The sequence below is a fragment of the Vogesella oryzagri genome (assembly GCF_040148885.1).
GTDB classification, from domain to species: domain Bacteria; phylum Pseudomonadota; class Gammaproteobacteria; order Burkholderiales; family Chromobacteriaceae; genus Vogesella; species Vogesella oryzagri.
In genome coordinates this window covers 80679-102183 of sequence record NZ_JBEFLD010000005.1, presented here as the reverse complement: position 1 = coordinate 102183, position 21505 = coordinate 80679, and the positions used below count along the sequence as shown (strand labels likewise).

At 64.1% G+C, this 21505-nt stretch carries 22 protein-coding genes; 13 read left to right on the top strand and 9 right to left on the bottom strand.

Features of this window, described 5'->3' with window-relative positions; genetic code table 11:
* Positions 1 to 100: 100 nt before the first annotated feature.
* The 5 genes from ABNW52_RS10660 (at position 101) to ABNW52_RS10640 (ending at position 5031) form a co-directional block, all read left to right on the top strand.
* Positions 101 to 1045, top strand: a complete 945-nt coding sequence (locus ABNW52_RS10660; protein WP_349587372.1) for a carbohydrate kinase family protein — start codon at positions 101 to 103, stop codon at positions 1043 to 1045.
* 266 nt (positions 1046 to 1311) lie between these two features.
* On the top strand, positions 1312 to 2592 hold the full coding sequence (gene gshA, locus ABNW52_RS10655) for a glutamate--cysteine ligase (protein ID WP_349587369.1): 1281 nt from the start codon (positions 1312 to 1314) through the stop codon (positions 2590 to 2592).
* 29 nt (positions 2593 to 2621) lie between these two features.
* A complete protein-coding gene (gshB, locus tag ABNW52_RS10650) occupies positions 2622 to 3590 on the top strand; it encodes a glutathione synthase (protein ID WP_349587367.1) in 969 nt (322 codons plus the stop codon).
* 29 nt (positions 3591 to 3619) lie between these two features.
* Entirely contained in the window at positions 3620 to 4651 is a 1032-nt protein-coding gene (locus ABNW52_RS10645; RefSeq protein ID WP_349587364.1) for an FAD:protein FMN transferase, read from the top strand.
* Positions 4648 to 5031 (top strand): diacylglycerol kinase, encoded by a 384-nt coding sequence (locus ABNW52_RS10640; RefSeq protein ID WP_349587362.1) that lies wholly within the window; start codon positions 4648 to 4650, stop codon positions 5029 to 5031. Before ABNW52_RS10645 ends, ABNW52_RS10640 begins: the two co-directional genes overlap by 4 nt.
* Here ABNW52_RS10640 and ABNW52_RS10635 read toward each other — a convergent pair.
* The 5 genes from ABNW52_RS10635 to ABNW52_RS10615 form a co-directional block, all read right to left on the bottom strand.
* Positions 5028 to 5408: a hypothetical protein gene (locus ABNW52_RS10635; RefSeq protein ID WP_349587359.1), complete on the bottom strand. Its 381-nt coding sequence runs from the start codon at positions 5406 to 5408 to the stop codon at positions 5028 to 5030. The genes ABNW52_RS10640 and ABNW52_RS10635 overlap by 4 nt on opposite strands.
* Positions 5409 to 5679: 271 nt before the next feature.
* Positions 5680 to 7977 (bottom strand): type I DNA topoisomerase, encoded by a 2298-nt coding sequence (topA, locus tag ABNW52_RS10630; RefSeq protein ID WP_349587357.1) that lies wholly within the window; start codon positions 7975 to 7977, stop codon positions 5680 to 5682.
* Between the two features lie 132 nt (positions 7978 to 8109).
* Positions 8110 to 8568 carry a Smg family protein gene (locus ABNW52_RS10625; RefSeq protein ID WP_349587354.1) on the bottom strand — a complete coding sequence of 153 codons (459 nt, stop codon included), beginning with the start codon at positions 8566 to 8568 and terminating at the stop codon, positions 8110 to 8112.
* A gap of 17 nt (positions 8569 to 8585) precedes the next feature.
* The gene (dprA, locus tag ABNW52_RS10620) at positions 8586 to 9695 is read right to left on the bottom strand and encodes a DNA-processing protein DprA (RefSeq protein WP_349587352.1); all 1110 of its coding nucleotides are present in this window, start codon (positions 9693 to 9695) and stop codon (positions 8586 to 8588) included.
* Positions 9692 to 10714 carry a LysM peptidoglycan-binding domain-containing protein gene (locus ABNW52_RS10615; RefSeq protein ID WP_349587349.1) on the bottom strand — a complete coding sequence of 341 codons (1023 nt, stop codon included), beginning with the start codon at positions 10712 to 10714 and terminating at the stop codon, positions 9692 to 9694. Before ABNW52_RS10615 ends, dprA begins: the two co-directional genes overlap by 4 nt.
* A gap of 112 nt (positions 10715 to 10826) precedes the next feature.
* Here ABNW52_RS10615 and def point away from each other — a divergent pair, with 112 nt between their 5' ends.
* The 8 genes from def (at position 10827) to ABNW52_RS10575 (ending at position 19318) form a co-directional block, all read left to right on the top strand.
* Positions 10827 to 11330: a peptide deformylase gene (gene def, locus ABNW52_RS10610; RefSeq protein ID WP_349587347.1), complete on the top strand. Its 504-nt coding sequence runs from the start codon at positions 10827 to 10829 to the stop codon at positions 11328 to 11330.
* A 73-nt stretch (positions 11331 to 11403) separates the two neighbouring features.
* Positions 11404 to 12324, top strand: coding sequence for a methionyl-tRNA formyltransferase (fmt, locus tag ABNW52_RS10605; protein WP_349587344.1), 921 nt, complete (start codon positions 11404 to 11406; stop codon positions 12322 to 12324).
* 56 nt (positions 12325 to 12380) lie between these two features.
* Complete coding sequence (gene htpX / locus ABNW52_RS10600; RefSeq protein WP_349587342.1) at positions 12381 to 13235, top strand: zinc metalloprotease HtpX; 855 nt, start codon at positions 12381 to 12383, stop codon at positions 13233 to 13235.
* A gap of 80 nt (positions 13236 to 13315) precedes the next feature.
* A complete protein-coding gene (gene rsmB / locus ABNW52_RS10595; protein WP_349587339.1) occupies positions 13316 to 14566 on the top strand; it encodes a 16S rRNA (cytosine(967)-C(5))-methyltransferase RsmB in 1251 nt (416 codons plus the stop codon).
* Complete coding sequence (locus ABNW52_RS10590; protein WP_349587336.1) at positions 14526 to 15128, top strand: DUF4390 domain-containing protein; 603 nt, start codon at positions 14526 to 14528, stop codon at positions 15126 to 15128. Before rsmB ends, ABNW52_RS10590 begins: the two co-directional genes overlap by 41 nt.
* The gene (locus ABNW52_RS10585; RefSeq protein ID WP_349587333.1) at positions 15095 to 17239 is read left to right on the top strand and encodes a sensor histidine kinase; all 2145 of its coding nucleotides are present in this window, start codon (positions 15095 to 15097) and stop codon (positions 17237 to 17239) included. The genes ABNW52_RS10590 and ABNW52_RS10585 overlap by 34 nt, the downstream gene beginning before the upstream one ends.
* The gene (locus ABNW52_RS10580) at positions 17239 to 18507 is read left to right on the top strand and encodes a sigma-54-dependent transcriptional regulator (protein ID WP_349587330.1); all 1269 of its coding nucleotides are present in this window, start codon (positions 17239 to 17241) and stop codon (positions 18505 to 18507) included. Before ABNW52_RS10585 ends, ABNW52_RS10580 begins: the two co-directional genes overlap by 1 nt.
* 49 nt (positions 18508 to 18556) lie before the next feature.
* Positions 18557 to 19318 carry a HesA/MoeB/ThiF family protein gene (locus ABNW52_RS10575; RefSeq protein ID WP_349587328.1) on the top strand — a complete coding sequence of 254 codons (762 nt, stop codon included), beginning with the start codon at positions 18557 to 18559 and terminating at the stop codon, positions 19316 to 19318.
* A gap of 62 nt (positions 19319 to 19380) precedes the next feature.
* Here ABNW52_RS10575 and ABNW52_RS10570 read toward each other — a convergent pair whose 3' ends face one another.
* The 4 genes from ABNW52_RS10570 to ABNW52_RS10555 form a co-directional block, all read right to left on the bottom strand.
* Positions 19381 to 19866 carry a TlpA family protein disulfide reductase gene (locus ABNW52_RS10570; RefSeq protein ID WP_349587325.1) on the bottom strand — a complete coding sequence of 162 codons (486 nt, stop codon included), beginning with the start codon at positions 19864 to 19866 and terminating at the stop codon, positions 19381 to 19383.
* 41 nt (positions 19867 to 19907) lie between these two features.
* The gene (locus tag ABNW52_RS10565) at positions 19908 to 20318 is read right to left on the bottom strand and encodes an acyl-CoA thioesterase (RefSeq protein WP_349587323.1); all 411 of its coding nucleotides are present in this window, start codon (positions 20316 to 20318) and stop codon (positions 19908 to 19910) included.
* 81 nt (positions 20319 to 20399) lie between these two features.
* Entirely contained in the window at positions 20400 to 20768 is a 369-nt protein-coding gene (locus ABNW52_RS10560) for a VacJ (RefSeq protein WP_349587320.1), read from the bottom strand.
* A gap of 13 nt (positions 20769 to 20781) precedes the next feature.
* Positions 20782 to 21429 (bottom strand): TonB family protein, encoded by a 648-nt coding sequence (locus tag ABNW52_RS10555; RefSeq protein WP_349587317.1) that lies wholly within the window; start codon positions 21427 to 21429, stop codon positions 20782 to 20784.
* Positions 21430 to 21505 lie beyond the last annotated feature (76 nt).

The window sequence follows — 21505 nt, the reverse complement described above, 5'->3', positions numbered from 1 at the left end:
AAAGCCGTTAGTTATCTGCTAGTTGGCCGCCGTTCGCGGCTGACTGTCATCAGTGCTTCATGATAGACTTGTCGATTGCCTTTTAGTTTGTGCGCGAGTCATGTCGATTCTGGTTTGCGGGGCGCTAGCCTACGATACCCTGTTTTCTTTTAAAGGCCGTTTTGACAGCCAGATCCTGCCGGATCAGCTGCACAAGATCTCCACCACCTTCCTGGCGCCGTCGATGCGCCGCGAATTTGGCGGCATGGCCGGCAATATTGCCTACAGTCTGAGCCTGCTGGGTGAAAAACCCATGGTGATGGGCGTGGTGGGCGAAGATTTCGAACCCTACCGCCAGCACCTGAAGCGCAACAGCGTGGACGACCGCTTCATCCGCACCATCCGCGGCCAGTACACCTCGCAGTGCTTCGGCATTTCCGACAAGGATGGCAATCAGCTGATGGCGTTCCACCCGGGGGCGATGGATTTTGCCACCGATAATCACATTGCCGATATCCCGGACCCAATCGAGCTGGCGATTCTGTCGCCGGGCGGCCATCAGGCCTTTTTGCAGCACTCGCGCGAGCTGCACGCCGCCGGCATCCCGTTCATCTTCGACCCGGGCCAGGAGCTGCCGCTACTGTCGCGCGACGAGCTGCACGAGATCGTGACGCTGGCCGATTACGTGGCCATCAACGACTACGAAAGCGAGCTGATGCGCGAGCGCGCCGGGCTGTCGATCGACGAGCTGCGCCAACAGGTTAAGGCGCTGGTGGTGACGCGGGGTTCCAAGGGCGCCGAGATTTATGTCGGCGACAGCATTCACCTGATTCCGCGCGTGCAGATGCCGATCAAGCCGGTAGATCCAATGGGCTGCGGCGATGCCTTCCGCGCCGGCCTGCTGTATGGCATCAAATACGGCCTGGACTGGAAAGTCACCGGCCGGCTGGCCAATGTGATCGGCGCCATCAAGGTAGCCACCCACGGCTGCCAGAACCATCATTTCGACTGGGACAAGCTGCGCAGCCTGTACCAGCAGGCCTATGGCGAGGCCTGGCCGCTGTAACCCTGCTGCCGCCCGTGTTGCGCGCATAGTTTCACACCCGGCCTGGCCGGGTGTTTGTCTATGTAACGGCGGTGTGCCTGGCCCGTGGTCAGGTCGGCGGGACGGGGATGCTGGTCGCCTGGCGGCTGTCACGGTGGTAGCAGGCATGGTTTGCTAACCTGTTATTGAACACGCTTTTCTATTTCCATGCTGTTGGCAGGCTTGAATCTGGCACCGCACGGCCCCACCATGGATAGATTCCGCATTCCCTCGGCAGAAAGGGCAACATGACCGTACCGCATCTCACCACCGCGCTGACCGGCCCGCTACGCGAGCTGGAAAGCCGCATCCTGGCTGCGCAACCGCACATCGAACACTGGTTCCGCAGCCAGTGGCACAACCATGCCGTGCCGTTCTACGGCTCGGTGGACCTGCGCAACAGCGGCTTCAAGCTGGCACCGGTGGACATGAACCTGTTTCCGGGCGGGCACAACAACCTGAATCCGGAATTCCTGCCGTTGGCGGTGCAGGCGGCGCAAAGTGCGGTCGATCGCGTGTGCCCGGAAGCGCGCAATATTCTGCTGATCCCGGAAAACCACACCCGCAACAGTTTCTATCTGCAGAACGTGGCGGCACTGGTGCACATTTTCGAACAGGCCGGCCTGAAAGTACGGCTGGGCACGCTGAACCCGGAAATCACCGCCCCCACCCAGCTCACCGCCGCCAACGGTGCGGTGATTACCCTGGAGCCGCTAGAGCGCCGCGGCAACCGCGTGGTGCTGGCCGACGGTTTCAGCCCCTGCATCGTGCTGCTGAACAACGACCTGTCCGGTGGCATCCCGGGCATTCTGCAGAACCTGGAACAGAACCTAATGCCGCCGCTGCACGGTGGCTGGGCGGTACGGCGCAAGAGCAACCACTTTGCCGCCTACGACAAGGTGGCGGCCGATTTCGCCACGCTGATTTCCATCGACCCGTGGCTGATCAACCCCTACTACAGCACTGCCACCGGCCTGGACTTCCACACCCGCCAGGGCGAGGACGAGCTGGCCGCCAAGGTGGAAGACGTGCTGGCGCGTACCCGTGCCAAGTACCGCGAATACGGCATCGACCATGAGCCCTACGTGATCGTGAAGGCGGATGCCGGCACCTACGGCATGGGCGTGATGAGCGTAAAATCACCGGAAGAGGTGATTGGCCTCAACCGCAAGGCGCGCAACAAGATGTCGGTGGTGAAAGAAGGGCTGGAAGTGTCCGAGGTGATCGTGCAGGAAGGGGTGTACACCTTCGAATCGATCAACGAGGCGGTGGCCGAGCCGGTGGTGTACATGATGGACCGCTACGTGATCGGCGGCTTCTACCGCGTGCACACCGGCCGCGGCGTGGACGAGAACCTCAACGCACCGGGCATGCACTTTGTGCCGCTGTCGTTCGAGAAGCCCTGCCTGCCGGACCGCCAGGCCGGCCCGGATGCCCCGCCGAACCGCTTCTATGCCTACGGCGTCATCTCGCGGCTGGCGCTGCTGGCCGCCTCGCTGGAACTGGAAGCCACCGACCCGGACGCCTGATCTTGCGGCCAACCTGAGGACATTATCCCATGCACATCCTGTTCATCGCCGACCCGCTGGAACACTTCAAGCTGCACAAGGACACCACCTACGCCATGATGGAGGAGGCGGCCAGGCGCAGCCACGGCATCTGGTTCTGCGAGGCCAGTGACCTGTACGTGGAGGGCGAGCGCATTCTGGCCGAGGCCGTACCGGTGCACCTGACCGGCAGCAAGGGCAAGGACTGGTTCCGCAAGGGCAATCTGCAGGCGCAGGCACTGCAGAACTTCTCTGCCATCGTGATGCGCAAGGACCCGCCGTTCGACCTGGAGTACCTGTACGCCACCCAGCTGCTGACGCTGGCCGAGGCGCAGGGCGCGCGCGTGTTCAACCGCGGTCAGGCGCTGCGCGACTTCAACGAGAAGCTGGCGATCCTGAACTTCCCGGAGCAGATTGCGCCGACCATGGTCACCTCGCGGCCGGACCGGCTGAAGCGCTTCGTGCGTCAGCACCAGGACGCTATCCTCAAACCATTGGACGGCATGGGCGGCAGCGGTATCTTCCGCGTCACCCCTGACGATCCCAACCTGAACGTGATCATCGAAACCGTCAGCCAGAACGGCGAACGTACGGTGATGGCGCAGCGCTACATCCCGGAGATCCGTCACGGCGACAAGCGCGTGCTGGTGATCGACGGTGTGCCGGTGGAGTACTGCTTGGCGCGCATTCCGCAGGGCGGCGAGACACGCGGCAATCTGGCCGCCGGTGGCCGGGGCGAGGCGCGGCCATTGTCCGACCGCGACCGCGAGATCGCACTGGCGCTGGCGCCGGAGCTGAAAAAGCGTGGCATTCTGCTGGCCGGCTTGGATGTGATCGGCAACTACCTGACCGAGGTAAACGTCACCAGCCCCACCTGCTTCCGCGAGATCATGGAGCAGGCTGACATCAATGTCGCCGCGCTGTTTATCGATGCGCTGGAGCGCGCGGTGGAGCGGGCCATGACGCCGCCGGGCGAGTAATGCCGGCGTGGCAGTGGCCAAGGGCGGCAGTGGCCGCCCTTTTCATTTGCCTGCTGGCGGCTTGCAGCCGGGCGCCGGAAGTGTACCGCCAGGAAAGCTATGTATTCGGTACCCGGGTGGAGCTGACGCTGTACGCCGCCGATCAGGCCGCGGCCGCGCACGCTGCCGCCGCAGTGCTGGCGGAGCTGGATCGGCTGCACCGCCAGCTGCATGCTTGGGCGCCGGATAGCGAAGTGGCGGCGGCCAACCGCGCGCTGGCGAGTGGGCAGCCATTCCGCCCGTCGCCGGAGCTGGCCGAGCTGCTGTACCAAGGGCAGCGGCTGGAGGTGCAATCGGACGGGCTGTTTTCTCCGGCCATCGGCGCGCTGGTGGCGGCCTGGGGCTTTCATGCCGACAGCTATGCCGCGCGCCTGCCGCCGGCCGACGGCTTGGCCGCATTGCTGGCGGCACGGCCGCGACTGGCGGATATCCGTTGGCAGGGCGGGCAGATACTGGCGCACAAGCCGGCGCTGCAGCTGGATTTCGGCGGCATGGCCAAAGGCTGGGCGCTGGATCGTGCGCGGCGGCAGCTGCTTAAGGCTGGCATCAGCTCGGCACTGTTGAATATCGGCGGCAACATCATGGTGCTGGGCCGCAAGCCGGATGGTTCGCCGTGGCGGGTTGGCATTCGTCACCCACGGCGGGCGGCGGCCATGCTCAGTCTGACGCTGAACGATGGCGAGGCGCTGGGCACCTCCGGCGACTACCAGCGCTATTTCGAACTGGATGGCCGCCGCTACTGCCATCTGATTGATCCGCGCGATGGTAATGCCGACTGTCGCGTACAATCCGTGTCGGTGCTGGCCCGGCCAGGTAGCGACGCAGGCTTGGTGTCCGATGTCGCCAGCAAGCCGCTGTATTTTGCCGGCCCGCAGCAGGCGGCCAACCTGGCGCGCCGCTTTGCGCTGGCCGGCTGGTTGCTGGTGGATGCGCAGGGGGCGGTATGGGTGACACCGGCTCTGCGCCAGCGACTGCAGTGGCAGCAGCCACCCGATAGCTTATATGTGACAGGAGCACCATGACCCCCTCGCAGGAAAGCCCATTCAAGGGCAAGACCGGGCTAACCCGGCTAATCAACGCTTTTGGCTACTCGCTGGATGGGTTGCGCGCCGCCTTGCGGCATGAAGATGCGTTCCGCCAGCTCAGTCTGCTGGCGGTGCTGCTGATCCCGCTGGCGCTGTTCGCGGTGCCGGCCAGCGGCGTGGGCAAGGCCATTCTGGTGGCCGCTTCGCTGGCGACGCTGGTGATCGAGCTGTTGAATTCCGCCATCGAGGCGGCGGTGGATCACACCTCGCTGGCGCGTCACCCACTTGCCAAGCGCGCCAAGGACATGGGCAGCGCGGCGCAACTGCTGGGGCTGCTCAATCTGGCCGCGATGTGGGGGCTGGTGTTGTTCGGCTAATGGCTGCTGCTACGGCGATATAGCAGGCCGGGTACTACCCGGATCATGTCGCGCTCGCATGGCACCTCGCCATCGCGCCCGGCCAGTTCCCATTCGAGGTCGCCGGCGCGCAGTACACGGTACACCGGGTAGCCGGCCTCGTAGTGCAGCAGCTCCTGACCGTGAAAGCGTTCCAGCGGTAGTAGCGGCAGCTCCTGGCGGCTGATGAACATCGCCAGCGTGCTGGGGGCCAGTTCGCTGATCTGCTCGCGGTCGGCGCGCCAGATGCCGGTAAACATCACCAGCAGGGAAAACGCCAGCATCGGCCAGGCGCCATCCAGCGCAAAGATCAGGCTGAGGACGCTGGCTCCGGTAAAGAAGAATTGACTGTTAGGCATGGCGTCGCGTCCCGCTGGCCCATTCCGTCACGGACGGGGTGTGGCAATGAGAAACGCCGCCTGGCGGCGGCGTGCTGTCAATCTGGCAGGGGTCCGTCGGGAATGGAGCGCGATCATCGCCCCGTATGCAGTGCAAAGCTTGCGATCTCCGACGTCCCCCTTGGCTGAATCATAGCCCTTGCTATGGCGGATACCAGTCGGAAAACCCGCGCCCGCACCATGAAAAAACCGCCCCGAGAGGCGGTTTTTTTTGCGGCCAACGTTGGCCGCATCAGGCGTCGGCTTCCTTGCCTTCCGGCGGCGCGATCTGCTCGGCGTAGCCGCATTCTTTCTGCGGGCACACCTTCTCGGTGCCGCGGCGCTTAGTGACCTTGATGGTCAGCACCGGCCATTGGCACTTGGGGCAGGTTTCGGCGATCGGCGGGTTCCAGGTGGCGTAGGTGCACTTGGGATAGGTATTGCAGCTGTAGAACAGCTTGCCGTAGCGGCTCTTGCGCTCGATCAGGCTGCCGGCCTTGCACTGCGGGCAGGTGACGCCGGTGTCGCGCGGTTTTTCCAGCGGCTCGATGTGCTTGCACTTGGGGTAGTTGGCACAGCCGATGAACTTGCCGTAGCGACCCTTCTTGATATGCAGCTCGCCGCCGCAATCCGGGCAGGTGCGATCTTCGATCACCGTCGGCGCCTCGGCTTCCGCCGCGGCCTGCTCGGCGGTTTCACCGACGTTGCGGGTGTAGTCGCAGTCCGGGTAGCCGGTGCAGGCGATGAAACGGCCGCGTTTGCCGAACTTGATCGACAGCGGCTGGCCGCATTTCGGGCAGGCTTCGTCCAGGCTTTCGGTGGTCACCTCGGCGCGGCTAATGCTTTCTTTTTCGGTGATCTGCTTGGAAAAACCCTTCCAGAAGCTTTCCATCACCGGCACCCACTGGCGCTGGCCGCTGGCGATCTCGTCGAGCTGGTTTTCCAGCTTGGCGGTGAAGTTGTAGTCCACGTACTGGGCAAAGTGTTCGGTGAGGAACTTGTTGACGATGTCGCCGGTATCGGTGGGGAAGAAGCGCTTCTTGTCCAGAATCACGTACTCGCGATCCTTCAGCGTGGAGATGATGCTGGCGTAGGTGGACGGGCGGCCGATACCGTACTCTTCCAGCGCCTTCACCAGTGAGGCTTCGGAGAAGCGCGGCGGCGGCTGGGTAAAGTGCTGCTCGCTGTACAGCTTGTCCACCGGCAGGCTCTCGCCTTCTTCCAGCAGCGGTAGCTTGGCGTTTTCCTCGTCCTCGGCGTCGTCGACGTCTTCCTCGTACACCGACAGGAAGCCGCCGAACACCAGTACCTGGCCGCTGGCGCGGAACATGCCTTCGCCGACATGGATATCGATGCTGGTGGTGTCGAACTTGGCCGGTGCCATCTGGCAGGCCAGGGTGCGCTTCCACACCATTTCGTACAGCTTGAACTGGTCGGCGGTGAGGAAGGCCTTCACCGATTCCGGCGTGCGCAGGATGGAGGTCGGGCGGATCGCCTCGTGCGCTTCCTGGGCGTTCTTGGATTTGTTCTTGTAGGTAACCGGGTTCTTCGGCAGGTGCTCGCCGTCGAAGCGTTCGGCGATGTAGCCGCGGATTTCCTCTACCGCCTCATTGGCCAGCGCCACCGAGTCGGTACGCATATAGGTGATCAGACCGACGGTGCCCTGGCCGATGTCGATACCCTCGTACAGCTGCTGCGCGGTACGCATGGTGCGATCGGTCGTCATGCCCAGCTTGCGCACTGCCTCCTGTTGCAGGGTGGAGGTGGTGAACGGTGCCGCCGGGTTGCGGGTTTTCTTTTTCTTCTCGATGCGGCCAACCTGGGCGCTGTGGCCGTCCAGCGCGGCCACGATGCGCGCCTGCTCGGCAGCATCGGGGATGTCGAACTGATCCAGCTTCTTGCCGGCGAATTCGTTGAGCTTGGCGCTGAACTTGGTGCGGCTCTTGTGGCTGTCCAGGTGCACGGTCCAGTATTCCTGCGACACGAAGGCCTTGATCTCGTGCTCGCGCTCGCAGATCAGGCGCAGCGCCGGGCTCTGCACGCGGCCGGCGGACAGGCCGCGGCGGATCTTCTTCCACAGCAGCGGCGACAGGTTGAAGCCGACCAGATAATCCAGCGCCCGTCGTGCCTGCTGCGCATCCACCAGTTCCTGCGAAATGTCGCGCGGGTGGGCAATGGCGTCCAGCACCGCGTTCTTGGTGATCTCGTGGAACACCACGCGCTGCGCGGTGCGGTCCTTCAACAGTTTTTTCTTGTTGAGGATTTCCACCAAGTGCCAGGAAATGGCCTCGCCTTCGCGGTCCGGGTCAGTTGCCAGGTAGACGTGGTCTACCTTGGCCACTGCATCGACGATGGCATCGACGTGCTTGCTGTTGCGCGCGATCAGCTGGTACTTCATGGCGAAGTCTTTTTCCGGGTCCACCGCGCCGTTTTTGGGCACCAGGTCGCGCACGTGGCCGTAGGAGGCGAGGACTTCGAAGTCCGGTCCCAGATATTTTTTCAGTGTTTTCGCTTTTGACGGCGATTCGACAATCAGCAGGCTAGTGGGCATGTGCGGGTCGTTTCTGCAGAGGTCCCGGGTTCAGGACGACAATATTGTGTATTCATCAAACAAAACAAGAGCGCAAGTTTGGCGCTCTTGTCGGGGCATGCGTTGCGGCCAACTAGCAGCTGGCCGTAGCGCTTACTGCATGGTGGGCTCGCCATGCAGTGCAGTCAGCAGATCTTCGCCAACCAGTACCGGCAGCTCGGCGCGTTGTGCCCACAGCACCATCAGTGCCGCCAGTTTGGCGGTGGGCAGCGAAATTTCGTCATCCGGCAACGCCAGCAGGCGGTCGATCAGCATTTCCCGTTGCGCTGGCGACAGCGCGCCGTTGTCTTCCAGGAACATGATCAGGCCGCGAATCTCGGTGGGCAGACGGGCGATTTCCTCGTCGTGGTACACGCGCAGGCCGGTGCTGTCGTTGGCACCCTGGTAGGCGCCATCGTTGAGACTGTTCAGGCCATCCAGCCATTCCAGCGCGTTGCTGATTTCGTCGTTTTCGAAACCGGCAGCCGCCAGCTGGCGTCCCAGATCGTCATGCGCGGGGCAGGCGTCGGGGTCGCTGAATTCTTCAAGCAGGTAGGCGAGTACGTCAAACATTCAGGGGAATCAACCGGTTAGCAGGTCGTGCTGGTGGCATCGCGACGGCGCTGATAGCGGCCGCCGTGCATGCTGTCAACATGACCTTGTATTTCAAGCTCGAGAAGCATCGCGTAAACCACCCCCGGCGTCAACCCGAGCCGGGCGGCCAGGGTGTCGGCATCCACCGGATCGAAGCCCATCGCCTGCAGCAAGGGCTGCTGCGGCAGCGCATCGTCATCGCTGGCCGCGCTGAGCGTGGGCGGGCTGGGGCGCAGCGGCAGACGGCCGACTTCGTCCAGTACATCGTCCACGGTTTCCACCAGCCGGGCGCCGTCCTTCAGCAGCCGATGGCAGCCGCGTGCCTGCGGGTTGAGGATGGAGCCGGGAATGGCCATCACCTCGCGCCCGGCTTCCAGCGCCAGCCGCGCGGTGATCAGCGAACCGCTTTGCAAGGTGGCTTCCACTACCAGGCAGCCGCGCGCCAGGCCGGCGATGATGCGGTTGCGGCGCGGAAAGTTCTGCGCCAGCGGCGGGCTGCCCAGCGGAAACTCGGACAGGAGCAGCCCTTGCTCGGCAATGCGGTGCGCCAGCTCGCGGTTGCGTGCCGGGTAGACGCGGTCGATGCCGGTGCCTATCACCGCCACGGTGCTGGCGGCCTGGCTCAGCGCGCCTTCGTGCGCGGCGGCGTCGATGCCGCCGGCCAGGCCGCTGACGATGCTGTAACCGTTGGCCGCCAGGGTGCGGGCAAAGCTGCGGGCATTGTCGTCGCCCTGCGGTGTGGAGTTGCGGCTGCCGACGATGGCCAGCATCGGTGCGGCCAACAGTTCGCGGCGGCCGCGGGCAAACAGCAGTGGTGGCGCGGCGCCGGCCTCGGCCAGCTGGCACGGGTAGTCGTCGTCCTGCAGTGTGATCAGATGGCAGCCATCGGCGGCGGCCCAGGCCAGTGCTGCCGCGGCGCTTTGCTGCGCCAGCTCGCCACCCAGGGTTGCGGCAATGTCGCGATCCAGCAGCTCGCCCAGCTGCGCCGGGCGTGCCGACAGTGCCGCCTCGGCGCTGCCGAAGCGCTGCAGCAGCTGCAGGAAGCGTTGCGGGCCGACGCCGGGCGAGAATGCCAGCGTGGCCCAGGCAAGCAGGCTGTCGCTCATTGCGGTGCGGCGATGCGGTCGCCCACTATCACCGACTGGCTGCTACGCAGCACCAGCGCGTAGGAGGCTTTCTGGAACACACGGTAGACGATCAGGTCGCCCAGTTGTTCGGACGGCATTGCCAGCTGCTGCTTCTGGCCGTTGTTTTCCACGCTGATGATCTTGGGCGCACGATAGATGCCGAACACGTGGCCGATCTCGACGCCCTCTCGCTGGCCGCGGTTGATCACCACGCTGTACAGCTGGCCGATCTCGTTGACGCCGCTGACGCTCTGCACGATCTTGCCCTGCAGCTCGGGCGGCGGCTCATGCGGGATGTACTGCAGGTCTTCGTGCTCGGCCTTCTTCGCCAGGCGATCGCCGATCAGGATTTCCTCGTTGACCTTGCCCACCTGCAGGCTGCTGACCGCATCAAGCTTGCGTACTTGCAGGTCGCCGCCGTAGATCACCTCGTGGCCCAGCAGCTCCTTGCTGTCCGGGTCCACCACCGGGCGGCCCAGGCGGTAGGCTTGCCAGGTGCCGCCGGAGGTCAGGCCGGTGGCGTAGGCCGGGTCCAGCGTGGACAGGATGACGCGGTTTTCCTGGGTGGCCACCAGGCGTGGCGCACGCTCGTAATCGGCGGTGTCATCCACCAGCAGCGGGCGTCTGAGGAACGGCTCGATCGCCTTGGCCGGAATCATGGTGATGGCCTCATCTAGCGGCGTGCTGCGCACCTGCGGCGACAGCTTCACCGTGCGGTTGCTGCCGATGCGCAGCCGCGGCTGACCATCGACGTACTCCAGGTACAGCACATCGCCCGGGTAGATCCAGTGTGGGTTCTTGATTTCGGCGCGGTTCATGCGCCACAGCTGCGGCCACTTCCACGGCGATTTCAAATATTTGCCGGAGATGTCCCACAGCGTGTCGCCCTTTTTCACCACATAGCGTTGCGGTGCATCCTCGCGCAGCTGCAAGGTGTCGGCTATGGCCGGGGCGGACAGGCCAAGGGCCAGAACAAGAGATATAATAGGTTTTAACATCTGAAAGTGACCCCATCTATAGCCGGCACTGGACAGAGAAACGCTTACCACCGGTCTGATGACAATATTATTGTCAGCCGTGTCGGCATCCTCAACTGAAACGGTTTTGATTATGGCATTACTCAATATCCTTCATTATCCCGATCCGCGCTTGCACAAGGTAGCCAAGCCGGTAGAAGTTTTTGGCGCGGCGCTGCAAAAGCAGATCGACGACATGTTCGAAACCATGTACGAGGCGCGCGGCATCGGCCTGGCCGCCACCCAGGTGGACTACCATCATCGCCTGATCGTCATCGATATCTCGGAAGACAAGTCCGAACCCTATGTCTTCATCAACCCGGAGTTCCTTCACAAGGACGGCGAAACGGTGTACGAGGAGGGCTGCCTGTCGGTGCCCGGCATCTATGACAAGGTGACCCGCGCCGAGCACGTGAAAGTGCGTGCGCTGGGGCGCGACGGCAAACCGTTCGAGCTGGAAACCGGCGGCCTGCTGGCGATCTGCCTGCAGCACGAGGTGGATCACCTCGATGGCAAGGTGTTCGTGGAATACCTGTCGGAATTGAAGCAGGCGCGCATCAAGACCAAGATGAAAAAGCGCGAAAAGCACACCATGTAAGCGTGCGGCCAACGTTGGCCGCAGCCTGATGCGGGGCACGCCAGTCGTGCCCCGTCGCATTTGAGGATTCCCGATGAAGCTGATTTTTGCCGGTACCCCGGTATTTGCCGCCAAGGCGCTAGAGGCGCTGCTGGCCGCCGGTCACGACATTGCGCTGGTGCTGACCCAGCCGGATCGCCCCGCCGGCCGCGGCATGAAGCTCAAGCCCAGCCCGGTGAAGGAACTGGCACTGCAGCACGGCCTGCGCGTGGAACAGCCGCTGATGCTGAAGACACCGGAAGCGCAGGCGCTGGTGGCCGAGGTCGGCGCCGAGGTGATGGTGGTGGCCGCCTACGGCCTGCTGCTGCCCAAGGCGGTGCTGGAGATGCCGGCGCGCGGCTGCCTCAACATCCATGCCTCGCTGCTGCCGCGCTGGCGCGGTGCCGCACCGATCCAGCGCGCCATCCTGACCGGTGATGCCGACACCGGCATCACCATCATGCAGATGGATGTCGGCCTTGATACCGGCGACATGCTGTCTATCCACACGCTGCCGATTACGGCCGACGATACCGCCGCCACACTGCACGACAAGCTGGCGGGGCTGGGGGCCGAGGCCATCGTCGGCACCCTGGCGCAGCTGGATGCCTGCGTGCCGGAGAAACAGCCGGAAGCCGGCGTTACCTATGCAGCCAAGCTCAGCAAGGAAGAAGCGCGCGTGGACTGGACGCAGTCGGCGGTCGACATTGCCCGTGCCATTCGTGCCTACAACCCGGCGCCGGGCGCGCACACGCTGCTGGCCGGCGAGGCGCTGAAGCTGTGGTTTGCCGAGGCCATCGACGGCCACGGCGCGCCGGGCGAGGTGCTGCGTGCCGATGCCGACGGCGTGGTGGTGGGCAGCGGCCACGGCCTGGTGCGCATTACCGAGCTGCAGGCGGCGGGTGGCAAAAGGTTGGCCGCACGCGAGTTTGCTGCCGGCCGCAGTGGCCTGGTGGGAACCGTACTGGGGGCTTGAGCCTCCAAAACCTGCCCGCATCTGAATAGGCATGCCTGAAGCGAAAGGGAAACGTCATGGGCTTTAACTGGTTGAAAACCACGGTATTGATGGCGGCCATCGTGGCGCTGTTCGCCATGATCGGCGGCATGATCGGCGGCAAGAGCGGCATGCTGCTGGCGCTGCTGTTCGGCGGCGCCATGAACATCTTCGCCTACTGGAACTCCGACAAAATGGTGTTGCGTATGTACAACGCCCAGGAGGTGGATGCCCATAGCGCGCCGGAGCTGTACGGCATGGTGGCCGAGCTGGCGCAGCGCGCCGGCCTGCCGATGCCGCGGGTGTACGTGATCCACGAAGAGCAGCCGAACGCGTTCGCCACCGGCCGCAATCCGGAAAACGCCGCGGTGGCAGCCACCACCGGGATCATGCGCATGCTCAGCTACCAGGAGCTGCGCGGGGTGATGGCGCACGAACTGGCGCACGTACAGCACCGCGACACGCTGATTTCCACCATCAGCGCCACCATGGCCGGTGCCATCTCCGCGCTGGCCAACTTCGCCATGTTCTTTGGCGGCCGCGACGAAGACGGCCGTCCGGTAAACCCGATTGCCGGCATCGCGGTGGCGATCCTGGCGCCGCTGGCCGCAAGCCTGATCCAGATGGCGATTTCGCGCGCACGCGAATTCGAGGCCGACCGCGGCGGCGCCGAGATCAGCGGCGACCCGCTGGCGCTGGCCGCCGCGCTGCAGAAAATCGAGTACTACGCGCAGGGCCGGCCGATGTATGCCGCCGAGGCGCACCCGGAAACCGCACAGATGATGATCATCAACCCGCTGTCCGGTGGTGGCATCAGCGGCCTGTTCCGCACTCACCCGCATACCGAGGAGCGCATCGCCCGGCTGCAGGAGATCGCCCGCGGCATGCGCTGAACCGGTATCATCCGCCCTGTCGAATCACGGCCACCGTCCCGTTTGCGGACGGTGGCCGGTTTTCTTGTTGGAACACATACATGCACCGTATCCAGGAACTGGCGGCCGGCCTGCTCGAGCGTATCGAGCAGGGGCGCACCCTGACCGAAGCGCTGGCCACCATCCAGCGCAATCACGAGCTGAGCCCCGCCGAGCGCGGCGCGTTGCAGGACATCGCCTACGGCAGCCTGCGCCGCTTGGGGCAGTTGCGTTTCGTGCTGCGCCAGCTGGTGCCGCGACCGTTGCCGGCGGCCGACATCGAGCGGCTGTTGCTGGTGGCGCTGTACCAGCTGCTGCATACCCGCGCCGCCGATTACGCGGTGGTGGACCAGGCGGTGAATGCGGCGGCCAGGCTGGCCGGCGGCAAGTTCAAGGGCCTGGTCAACGGCGTGCTGCGCAATGCGCTGCGCCAGCGCGAGGATCTGCTGGCCGCGGCACAGCGTGACAACGAGGCGCGCTACAACCACCCGCGCTGGTGGCTGCAGCGCCTGCGCGCGGCCTATCCGGCACAGTGGGCGGACATCCTGGACGAAAGCAACCGCCATCCGCCGATGACGCTGCGGGTGAACGCCCGCCACGGCGATGCTGCCGGCTACGTCGGCGAGTTGGCCGCACAGGGCATGGCGGCGCGCGAGCTGGATAGTCACGCGGTATTGCTGGAAGTGCCGTGCAGTGTGCGCGAGCTGCCGGGCTTTGCCGACGGCCGCGTATCGGTGCAGGACTGGGGCGCACAGCAGGCGGCGCGCTGGCTGGATGTGCAGCCGGGCATGCGGGTGCTGGATGCCTGCGCCGCACCGGGCGGCAAGAGCGGCCACCTGCTGGAGCTGGCCGACATCAAACTGACCGCATTGGACGTGGATGCCGGCCGCCTGCTGCGGGTAGAAGAAAACCTGGCACGGCTGGGGCTTGCGGCCAACGTGGTCGCTGCCGATGCTGCGCAGCCGGCCAAGTGGTGGGGCGGCCAGCCGTTCGACCGTATTCTGGCCGATGTGCCGTGCTCGGCCAGTGGCGTGGTACGCCGCCATCCGGACATCAAGTGGCTGCGCCGCCCGACCGATTTTGCCGCGCTGGGGCAGCAGCAGGGCGCGCTCAGCGACGCGCTGTGGCCGCTGCTGGCCGCCGGTGGCAAAATGCTGTATGCAACCTGCTCCATCATGCCGGAGGAAAATCGCCTGCAGGTGGACGCCTTCCTGACGCGTCATCCCGACGCCCAGCTACTACAAGACGAACAATTGCTGCCTACCCCGGAACATGACGGCTTCTATTACGCGCTGTTGGCAAAACGTCCTTAGCCTGCTGTTGCTGCTGGCTGCCTGCCTGCTGCCGCTTGCGGCGCAGGCGACAGAGGGCATTACCGCGCTGCGGGCGCGCGCCGAGGTGGAAGAGCACGCGCTGGCCATCTCCACCCGTTACCAGATCGTGCTGCCCAACGCCTTGCAGGATGCGGTGCAGCAGGGCATTCCACTTACCTTCCGTCTTACCTTCGAACTGACCCATCCGCGCAGCAGCGCCTACTGGCTGCGCTTCAAGCATTTCTTCGAGCCAACCGCCAGCATCAATTTCAAGCTGATGTACTACCGGCTTACCAATCGCTATCGGGTGGCGATCGGCAGTCTGGCCAACAATTACAACTCGCTGAGCGAGGCGGTGGCGGCGGTAGGCAGCATTGCCGGCTGGCGGGTGCTGGACGTATCTGATTGGGATGAAAGCGATCGCCGCCTGCTGCGCGGCCGCGTGCAGCTGGAGCTGGATATCGGCCAGCTGCCGCGGCCGTTCCAGCTCAATGCGCTGGGCACCAGCGATTGGTCGCTGGAGTCGGCGTGGACCCCGGTGACGGTCGAGGGGGGCAGCTGATGCGTTATCCGGCGATAGCCGCCGCGCTGGGCGTGGTGTTGATGTACCTGCTGGCGATTTCCACCGGCAATACTTCCAAACTGGCTGAATACTACTGGTGGGTGTTCGGCCTCAATGCGCTGGGCCTGGCCGGGCTGATCGGCGTGGTGGTGCGGCAGGTGCTGCGCCTGCGGCGGCGGGTGAAGAGCCGCGAGTTCGGTGCCAAGCTGACGCAGAAGATGGTGATGATGTTCACCGTGGTGGCGCTGCTGCCGGGCATGCTGGTGTTCACCGTATCGGCGCAGTTCCTGACCCGCAGTATCGAGAGCTGGTTCAACGTGCAGGTGGAAACTGCGCTCGACCGCGGGCTGGAGCTGGGGCGTAATGCGCTGGGCTATGTGCTGACCGATTTGTCGCGCAAGGCGCGGGTGGTGTCCAACGACATTGCCGACCAGAGCGAGCGCGAACTCACCAGCCGGCTGGCACGCTTGCGTGAGCAGCTGGGGGTGGAGGAAATCGCCGTTTACACCCGCCAGGGCAAGCTGGTGAGTTTTGCCGGGCCGGACGAGCTGCGTTATCTGCCGCGCGCGCCGGACTACGAGCTGCTGCGCTCGTTGCAGAGCCGCAAGCTGCATGAAAGCATCGACAACGACGCCCGTAGCGGTCTGCTGCTGAAGGTGCTGCTGCCCTACCGCAGCTTTGTCACCGACGAGGCGCTGGTGGTGCAGATCATCCAGCCGGCACCCGCGCAGATCGCCCGCGATGCCGAGCTGATCGAGGAAGCGCGTACCGACTACCGCCAGCTGGTGCTGGCGCGCGATGGCCTGAAAACCTTCTACATGCTGACGCTGGCGCTGGTGTTCCTGCTGGCGCTGACCGCGGCACTGGCGTTTGCGCTGTTCATCTCCGAGCGGCTGTCGGCGCCGCTGTCCGAGCTGGCTGCCGGCACGCGCGCGGTAGCGCAGGGTGACTATTCCAAGCGCCACCCGGTGTATCGCAAGGATGAACTGGGCATCCTCACCACCATGTTCAACCGCATGACGCAGCAGCTGGAGGAGGCCCGCCACGCCGCGGACGAGAACCGCCGGCTGCTGGAGGCGGGCAAGCTGTACCTGGAAAGCATCCTCGCCAACCTGTCTGCCGGGGTAGTGGCGTTCGACAGCAACTGGAACCTGCGCGCGGCCAACACCAGTGCCGGGCGCATCCTCGGCGTGAACTTCGAGGCGCTGGCCACCGAGGAACTGCAAGTCTGGCCGGTGCTGCGGCCGGAGCTGACGCCGCTGGTGGATACTATCCTGCGCGAAGCGGCCAACGTTAACCCGCACGACTGGCAGCAGCAGATCGACTACAGCGGCGCCAATGGCCAGCGGCAACTGGTGGTGCGCGGCGCGGTGCTGCCGGAACGCTCCGGCACCGGCTACGTGGTGGTGTTCGACGATATTACCGAGCTGGGACGGGCGCAGCGTGATGCCGCCTGGGGCGAGGTGGCCAAGCGGCTGGCACATGAAATCCGCAACCCGCTGACCCCGATCCAGCTGTCGGCCGAACGGCTGGCGATGAAGCTGGCGGACAAGCTGGAAGGCGCCGATGCCGACATGCTGCGTCGCGCCACCGATACCATCATCAAGCAGGTTACGGCGTTGAAAGGCATGGTGGATGCCTTCCGCGACTATGCCCGTGCGCCGCGTACCAAGCTGGGGCCGCTGGAGCTTAACACCCTGATTCGAGAGGTGTTGACGCTGTACGAAAGCAACCCGGCATTGCGGGCGGAACTGTGTGCCGAGCCGCTGCCGCTGATGGGCGATGCGGCGCTGCTGCGGCAGGTACTGCACAACCTTCTGCAGAACGCACAAGATGCAGTCCTTGACGCTGACATCCCGATGATTCACATTAGCAGCCGACTAGAAGGAAGGAACGCGCTCGTCTGTGTACAGGACAACGGCGCAGGGTTCAGTGCAGACATACTGCACCGCGCTTTTGAGCCTTACGTTACCAGTAAGGCCAAGGGCACCGGATTGGGCCTTGCGGTGGTGAAAAAGATAGTGGAGGAGCACCACGGCCAGATTCAACTGGCCAATGGAGACAGCGGCGGCGCGCGGATCCTTCTCACCCTGCCAATGCTGGAGGCTTAATGCGAAGCAGCGACATTCTGATTGTTGATGACGAAATCGGTATCCGGGAATTGCTCTCGGAGATCCTGCAGGACGAAGGTTTTACCGTAGCGCTTGCCGAAAATGCCGAAGTAGCCCGTCAGTTGCGGGGGCAGACCCGGCCGGCACTGGTGTTGCTGGATATCTGGATGCCGGACTGTGACGGCGTCACCCTGCTCAAGGAGTGGGCCAAGTCCGGGCAGCTGAACATGCCGGTGGTGATGATGTCCGGCCATGCCAGCATCGATACCGCGGTCGAGGCGACGCGCATCGGCGCTTTCGATTTCCTGGAAAAGCCGATTGCGCTGCAGAAACTGCTGACCACCGTGCAGCGTGCACTCAAGTACGGCGACATGCAGGCGAATACCTCGCTGAACCTGGACAAGCTCGGCAAGAGCGCACCGATTCAGGAGCTGAAACGGCAGCTGGATCGCGTTTCCAAGGTGAAATCGCCGGTACTGCTCACCGGCGAACCCGGTGTCGGTTTCGAACTGGTGGCGCGCTTTTTCCACCACGGCAACATGCCGTGGGTGATGCCGGCCAAGCTGGAACAGTTGGCCGATGCGCCGCTGGAGTTGTTGCAGAAGGCCAATAACGGCGTGCTGTTCCTGCCGGACATCGGCCAGTACAACCGCCGTACGCAGCAGGGCCTGCTGTTCCTGCTGTCCAAGCTGGACCGCTTCAATGTGCGGCTGGTGTGTTCCTGCAGCCGCCCGCTGCAGGAGTTGCTGGTGGATCCGGAGTGCGATAACCGCATGCTGACTGCGCTATCCAGCGTGATCGTGCCGATTCCGCCGCTGCGCGAGCATGCCGAGGACATCATCTTCATCGCCGAGCAGATCCTGCACGAGCTGGTGGAGTCCAAGCAGATTCCAACGCGCAAGCTGACCACCGCGGCGCTGAATGCCATGCGCCAGTACGACTGGCCGGGCAACCTGGAACAGCTGCGCAGCATCATCAAGAGCCTGGGGCTGACCACCGAGGCGGAAGAAATCGACGTAGTGGAAGTGAACAAGGTACTGGCCCAGTTCCGCCACGAAAAACCGGTGGAAGAAACCGGCTTCGATTTCAACCTGCCGCTGCGCGAACTGCGCGAGCAACTGGAACGGCGCTATTTCGAGTACCACATCGTGCTGGAAAACGGCAATATGAGCCGCGTGGCGCAGAAAGTGGGGTTGGAACGCACCCACCTGTACCGCAAGCTCAAGCAGCTGGGCGTGAAATTCAGTCGCAAGACCGCCGAGGAATGAACGGCGTAACACCTGACGGGACGGCCGCCTTGGCGGCCGTTTTTGCATCATGAGCAAAGAACTCGACGACGCAGCGCTGCTGCGTTACAGCCGGCACATCCTGCTGCCGGAAATCGACGTCGCCGGCCAGGAGCGCCTGCTGGCGGCCCGCGTGCTGGTGGTAGGCGCCGGCGGTCTGGGCGCACCGGCGCTGCTGTACTTGGCCAGTGCTGGCATCGGCCAGCTGACGCTGGTAGACGACGATACCGTGGAGCTGACCAACCTGCAGCGCCAGATCATTCACGACATGACTACGCTGGGGCAGCCCAAGGTGGCGTCGGCGGCCACGCGGCTGGCGGCCATCAACCCGGACGTGCAGCTGCGCTTGCTGGTCGAGCGGCTGCAGGGGGCAACGTTGGCCGCAGAGGTGGCAGCGCACGACCTGGTGCTGGACTGCTCGGATAACTTTGCCACCCGCCACGCTATCAACCGTGCCTGCGTGGCCGCCGGCGTGCCGCTGGTGTCCGGTGCCGCAGTGCGTTTTTCCGGCCAGCTGGCGGTGTACGACACGCGCGACGCGGCATCACCGTGCTACCACTGCCTGTTCCCGGAGGAAGGCGAGGCTACGGATGGCCCGTGCGCCACCTTTGGCGTGCTGGCGCCGCTGGTGGGGGTGATCGGCAGCCTGCAGGCGGTGGAGGCACTCAAGTTGCTGGCCGGCTTGCGGCCAACCTTGGGGCAGCTGACGCTGTACGATGCGCTGGATGGTAGCTTCCGCCAGCTGAAGGTGCCGCGCGACCCGGACTGCCCGGTGTGCGCACAGCGGCCGTGAAGTTGGCCGCAGCATGAAAAAAGCCGCTTCCATTGGAAAGCGGCTTTTTTTGTCCCTCAGGATCAGGCCTTGAGGTTTTGCTCGATCAGCTGGTGCAGCTCGGCAAAGTCCGGCTCGCCGACAAAGCGTTTGATGATATTGCCCTGCTTGTCGATCAGGATCGAAGTCGGCGTCAGCTGGATGTCGCCAAACGCCTTGGCGATGCTGCCCTGGCTGTCCAGTGCCACGAAGAACGGCAGCTTCTTGTCGTTGACGTAGCTTTGCACATAGTTGGGCGGATCGTAGCTCATTGCCACTGCCACGGTCTGGAAGCCCTGTGCCGCGTACTTGTGCTGGGTGGCGACCAGCTTGGGCATTTCCGCCATGCAGCCGCTGCAGCTGGTGGCCCAGAAGTTCACCAGCACCACCTTGCCTTTCAGGCTGTCGGTACTGGCTTGCTGCCCGGAAAGGCTGGTGTACTGCACTCCCGGCGCGCTGTCGGTGAAACAGCCACTCAGCGCCATGGTGGCGCCAAGGACAGCAATGAGCAGGGCTTTGTTGAGCTTCATGTCGGTATTCCAGGTTGGCCGCAGGCTGGCTGTGGCGACGATCAGGCTTGGTGCTGCAGTGATGCCAGAAGTTCCCGCAGCTCGCCGTCGATCAGCACGGCTTTCTGCTGGCGGCTGTCGTAAGCGACCAGGGTTACGTCGGCCTCGGCGGCGACCTTGCCACTGGCCGCCAGTTTGACGCACTGGTGGATCACGCTGCTGCGATTGCCCACCGATTTTACCGAAGTTTCGATCAGCAGTTCATCGTTCATCGTCGCCGGATGACGGTAGTCAATATTGATGTTGACCACGATCAGCGCGATGCCGGAGGCCAGAAAGGCGGGCAGGTCGGCGCAGTCCTCGAAAAACGTCCAGCGTGCTTCTTCCAGGAACTCCAGGTAGCGCGCGTTGTTGACATGGCTGTACAGGTCCAGGTGATAACCGCGAACCTTGATCTTAGTGTGGTGTGGCATGGATTCCCCTTCGTGAAAGTGGCCGGTACGTTGCCGGCAGCCCCGGCCGCTGGGCGGCCGGTGGCAACAACAGATGTGGTGTTATTCCTGATCCAGGTCGAACGGCACGAACGGCTCGCGCTCCAGCGGAAAATCCACCAGATCGGTGAGCACTGAATGGATTTCCACATCGAACCACTGCAGGAACAGCTGTGGCGACAGCTCGGGCCAGAAGGCGTCGTCGTCGCACCAGTCCGCCAGCTCTGCGCCAAACAGGGTGCGGTAGTGGTGGTGAACGAAATCCTGGGCGCTGGCATAGTCATCGGCAGCGGGAATCAGCAGCGCGTTACAGTCGCGACGTAGTTCTTCCAGCTGCAGGCTGCCTTCCAGATTGCCCGGCAGCTGCAGCAGCCAGTCCAGGAAGGCCTGGCGGGGTTTCAGGACGGCGACACTGCGGTTGACTTCGTACATGGCAATTCCTTGTTCAGCTGCCAGCCAGCTGGTTGGCGGTGGTAAAGGTCCATTTTCTCACGACTTGCAGCGAACCGTATTCTGCGGCCAACGTGGACGGGAACGGCGGGTAGGGCGCGGCCTGGCGCACGATGCGCAACGCCGCTTCATCCAGTACCGCAGTGCCGGAGCTGCGCAGTACACGGACATCCAGCAAGGCGCCATCTGCGCGGATGGTGACCAGCAGCTCCAGGCTACCGAACAGGTTCTGCTGCCGGGCTTCCGGTGGATAGTTGCGATTGCCGATGTCCTCTACCCGGTGGCGCCAGTCCTCCACGTAGCTTGCCCAGCTGACGCCCACCGCGGCGGTGGCAAGCTTGGCTTGAGGCCGTTGCGCGGTAGCAGGCTGGGCAGAAAGCAGCCGGGCATTGGCGACGCGGGTTGGCGCCGGCGATTGCTGTTCGGCCTGCGGCGTGGCGGCGGATAGCGGTGTTGCGTGTTGGCTACCCTGGCTATCGTGCTGCGCCAGTACCTGGGCACGTTGCGGCGCGGGGCCGGCCGGGGTGGTCAGCAGGGTGACTTGCAGCGAGGAGAGCGGCAGGTTGACTGCTGGCGTGTTGCTGCTGGGCAGCCAGCCGCTGAGCGCGAGCAGCAATAACAGGTGCAAGGCCAGCGATACCATGATCGCGACCTTGAAGAGAGAGGGGTCCACCGTGGCGGGCGGCGGGCCGAAACGGTTTGGAGCGGGCATGCCAGCA

Excerpts from the sequence above, each read along its gene's own strand:
- gshA (WP_349587369.1), top strand. The coding sequence starts at position 1,312 with ATGACCGTACCGCATCTCACCACCGCGCTGACCGGCCCGCTACGCGAG.
- rsmB (WP_349587339.1), top strand. The coding sequence starts at position 13,316 with ATGCACCGTATCCAGGAACTGGCGGCCGGCCTGCTCGAGCGTATCGAG.
- ABNW52_RS10625 (WP_349587354.1), bottom strand. The coding sequence starts at position 8,568 with ATGTTTGACGTACTCGCCTACCTGCTTGAAGAATTCAGCGACCCCGAC.
- topA (WP_349587357.1), bottom strand. The coding sequence starts at position 7,977 with ATGCCCACTAGCCTGCTGATTGTCGAATCGCCGTCAAAAGCGAAAACA.
- ABNW52_RS10565 (WP_349587323.1), bottom strand. The coding sequence starts at position 20,318 with ATGCCACACCACACTAAGATCAAGGTTCGCGGTTATCACCTGGACCTG.
- ABNW52_RS10640 (WP_349587362.1), top strand. The coding sequence starts at position 4,648 with ATGACCCCCTCGCAGGAAAGCCCATTCAAGGGCAAGACCGGGCTAACC.
- ABNW52_RS10575 (WP_349587328.1), top strand. The coding sequence starts at position 18,557 with ATGAGCAAAGAACTCGACGACGCAGCGCTGCTGCGTTACAGCCGGCAC.
- ABNW52_RS10660 (WP_349587372.1), top strand. The coding sequence starts at position 101 with ATGTCGATTCTGGTTTGCGGGGCGCTAGCCTACGATACCCTGTTTTCT.
- dprA (WP_349587352.1), bottom strand. The coding sequence starts at position 9,695 with ATGAGCGACAGCCTGCTTGCCTGGGCCACGCTGGCATTCTCGCCCGGC.
- fmt (WP_349587344.1), top strand. The coding sequence starts at position 11,404 with ATGAAGCTGATTTTTGCCGGTACCCCGGTATTTGCCGCCAAGGCGCTA.
- htpX (WP_349587342.1), top strand. The coding sequence starts at position 12,381 with ATGGGCTTTAACTGGTTGAAAACCACGGTATTGATGGCGGCCATCGTG.
- ABNW52_RS10555 (WP_349587317.1), bottom strand. The coding sequence starts at position 21,429 with ATGGTATCGCTGGCCTTGCACCTGTTATTGCTGCTCGCGCTCAGCGGC.
- gshB (WP_349587367.1), top strand. The coding sequence starts at position 2,622 with ATGCACATCCTGTTCATCGCCGACCCGCTGGAACACTTCAAGCTGCAC.
- ABNW52_RS10560 (WP_349587320.1), bottom strand. The coding sequence starts at position 20,768 with ATGTACGAAGTCAACCGCAGTGTCGCCGTCCTGAAACCCCGCCAGGCC.
- ABNW52_RS10635 (WP_349587359.1), bottom strand. The coding sequence starts at position 5,408 with ATGCCTAACAGTCAATTCTTCTTTACCGGAGCCAGCGTCCTCAGCCTG.
- ABNW52_RS10570 (WP_349587325.1), bottom strand. The coding sequence starts at position 19,866 with ATGAAGCTCAACAAAGCCCTGCTCATTGCTGTCCTTGGCGCCACCATG.
- ABNW52_RS10615 (WP_349587349.1), bottom strand. The coding sequence starts at position 10,714 with ATGTTAAAACCTATTATATCTCTTGTTCTGGCCCTTGGCCTGTCCGCC.
- ABNW52_RS10580 (WP_349587330.1), top strand. The coding sequence starts at position 17,239 with ATGCGAAGCAGCGACATTCTGATTGTTGATGACGAAATCGGTATCCGG.
- def (WP_349587347.1), top strand. The coding sequence starts at position 10,827 with ATGGCATTACTCAATATCCTTCATTATCCCGATCCGCGCTTGCACAAG.
- ABNW52_RS10590 (WP_349587336.1), top strand. The coding sequence starts at position 14,526 with ATGACGGCTTCTATTACGCGCTGTTGGCAAAACGTCCTTAGCCTGCTG.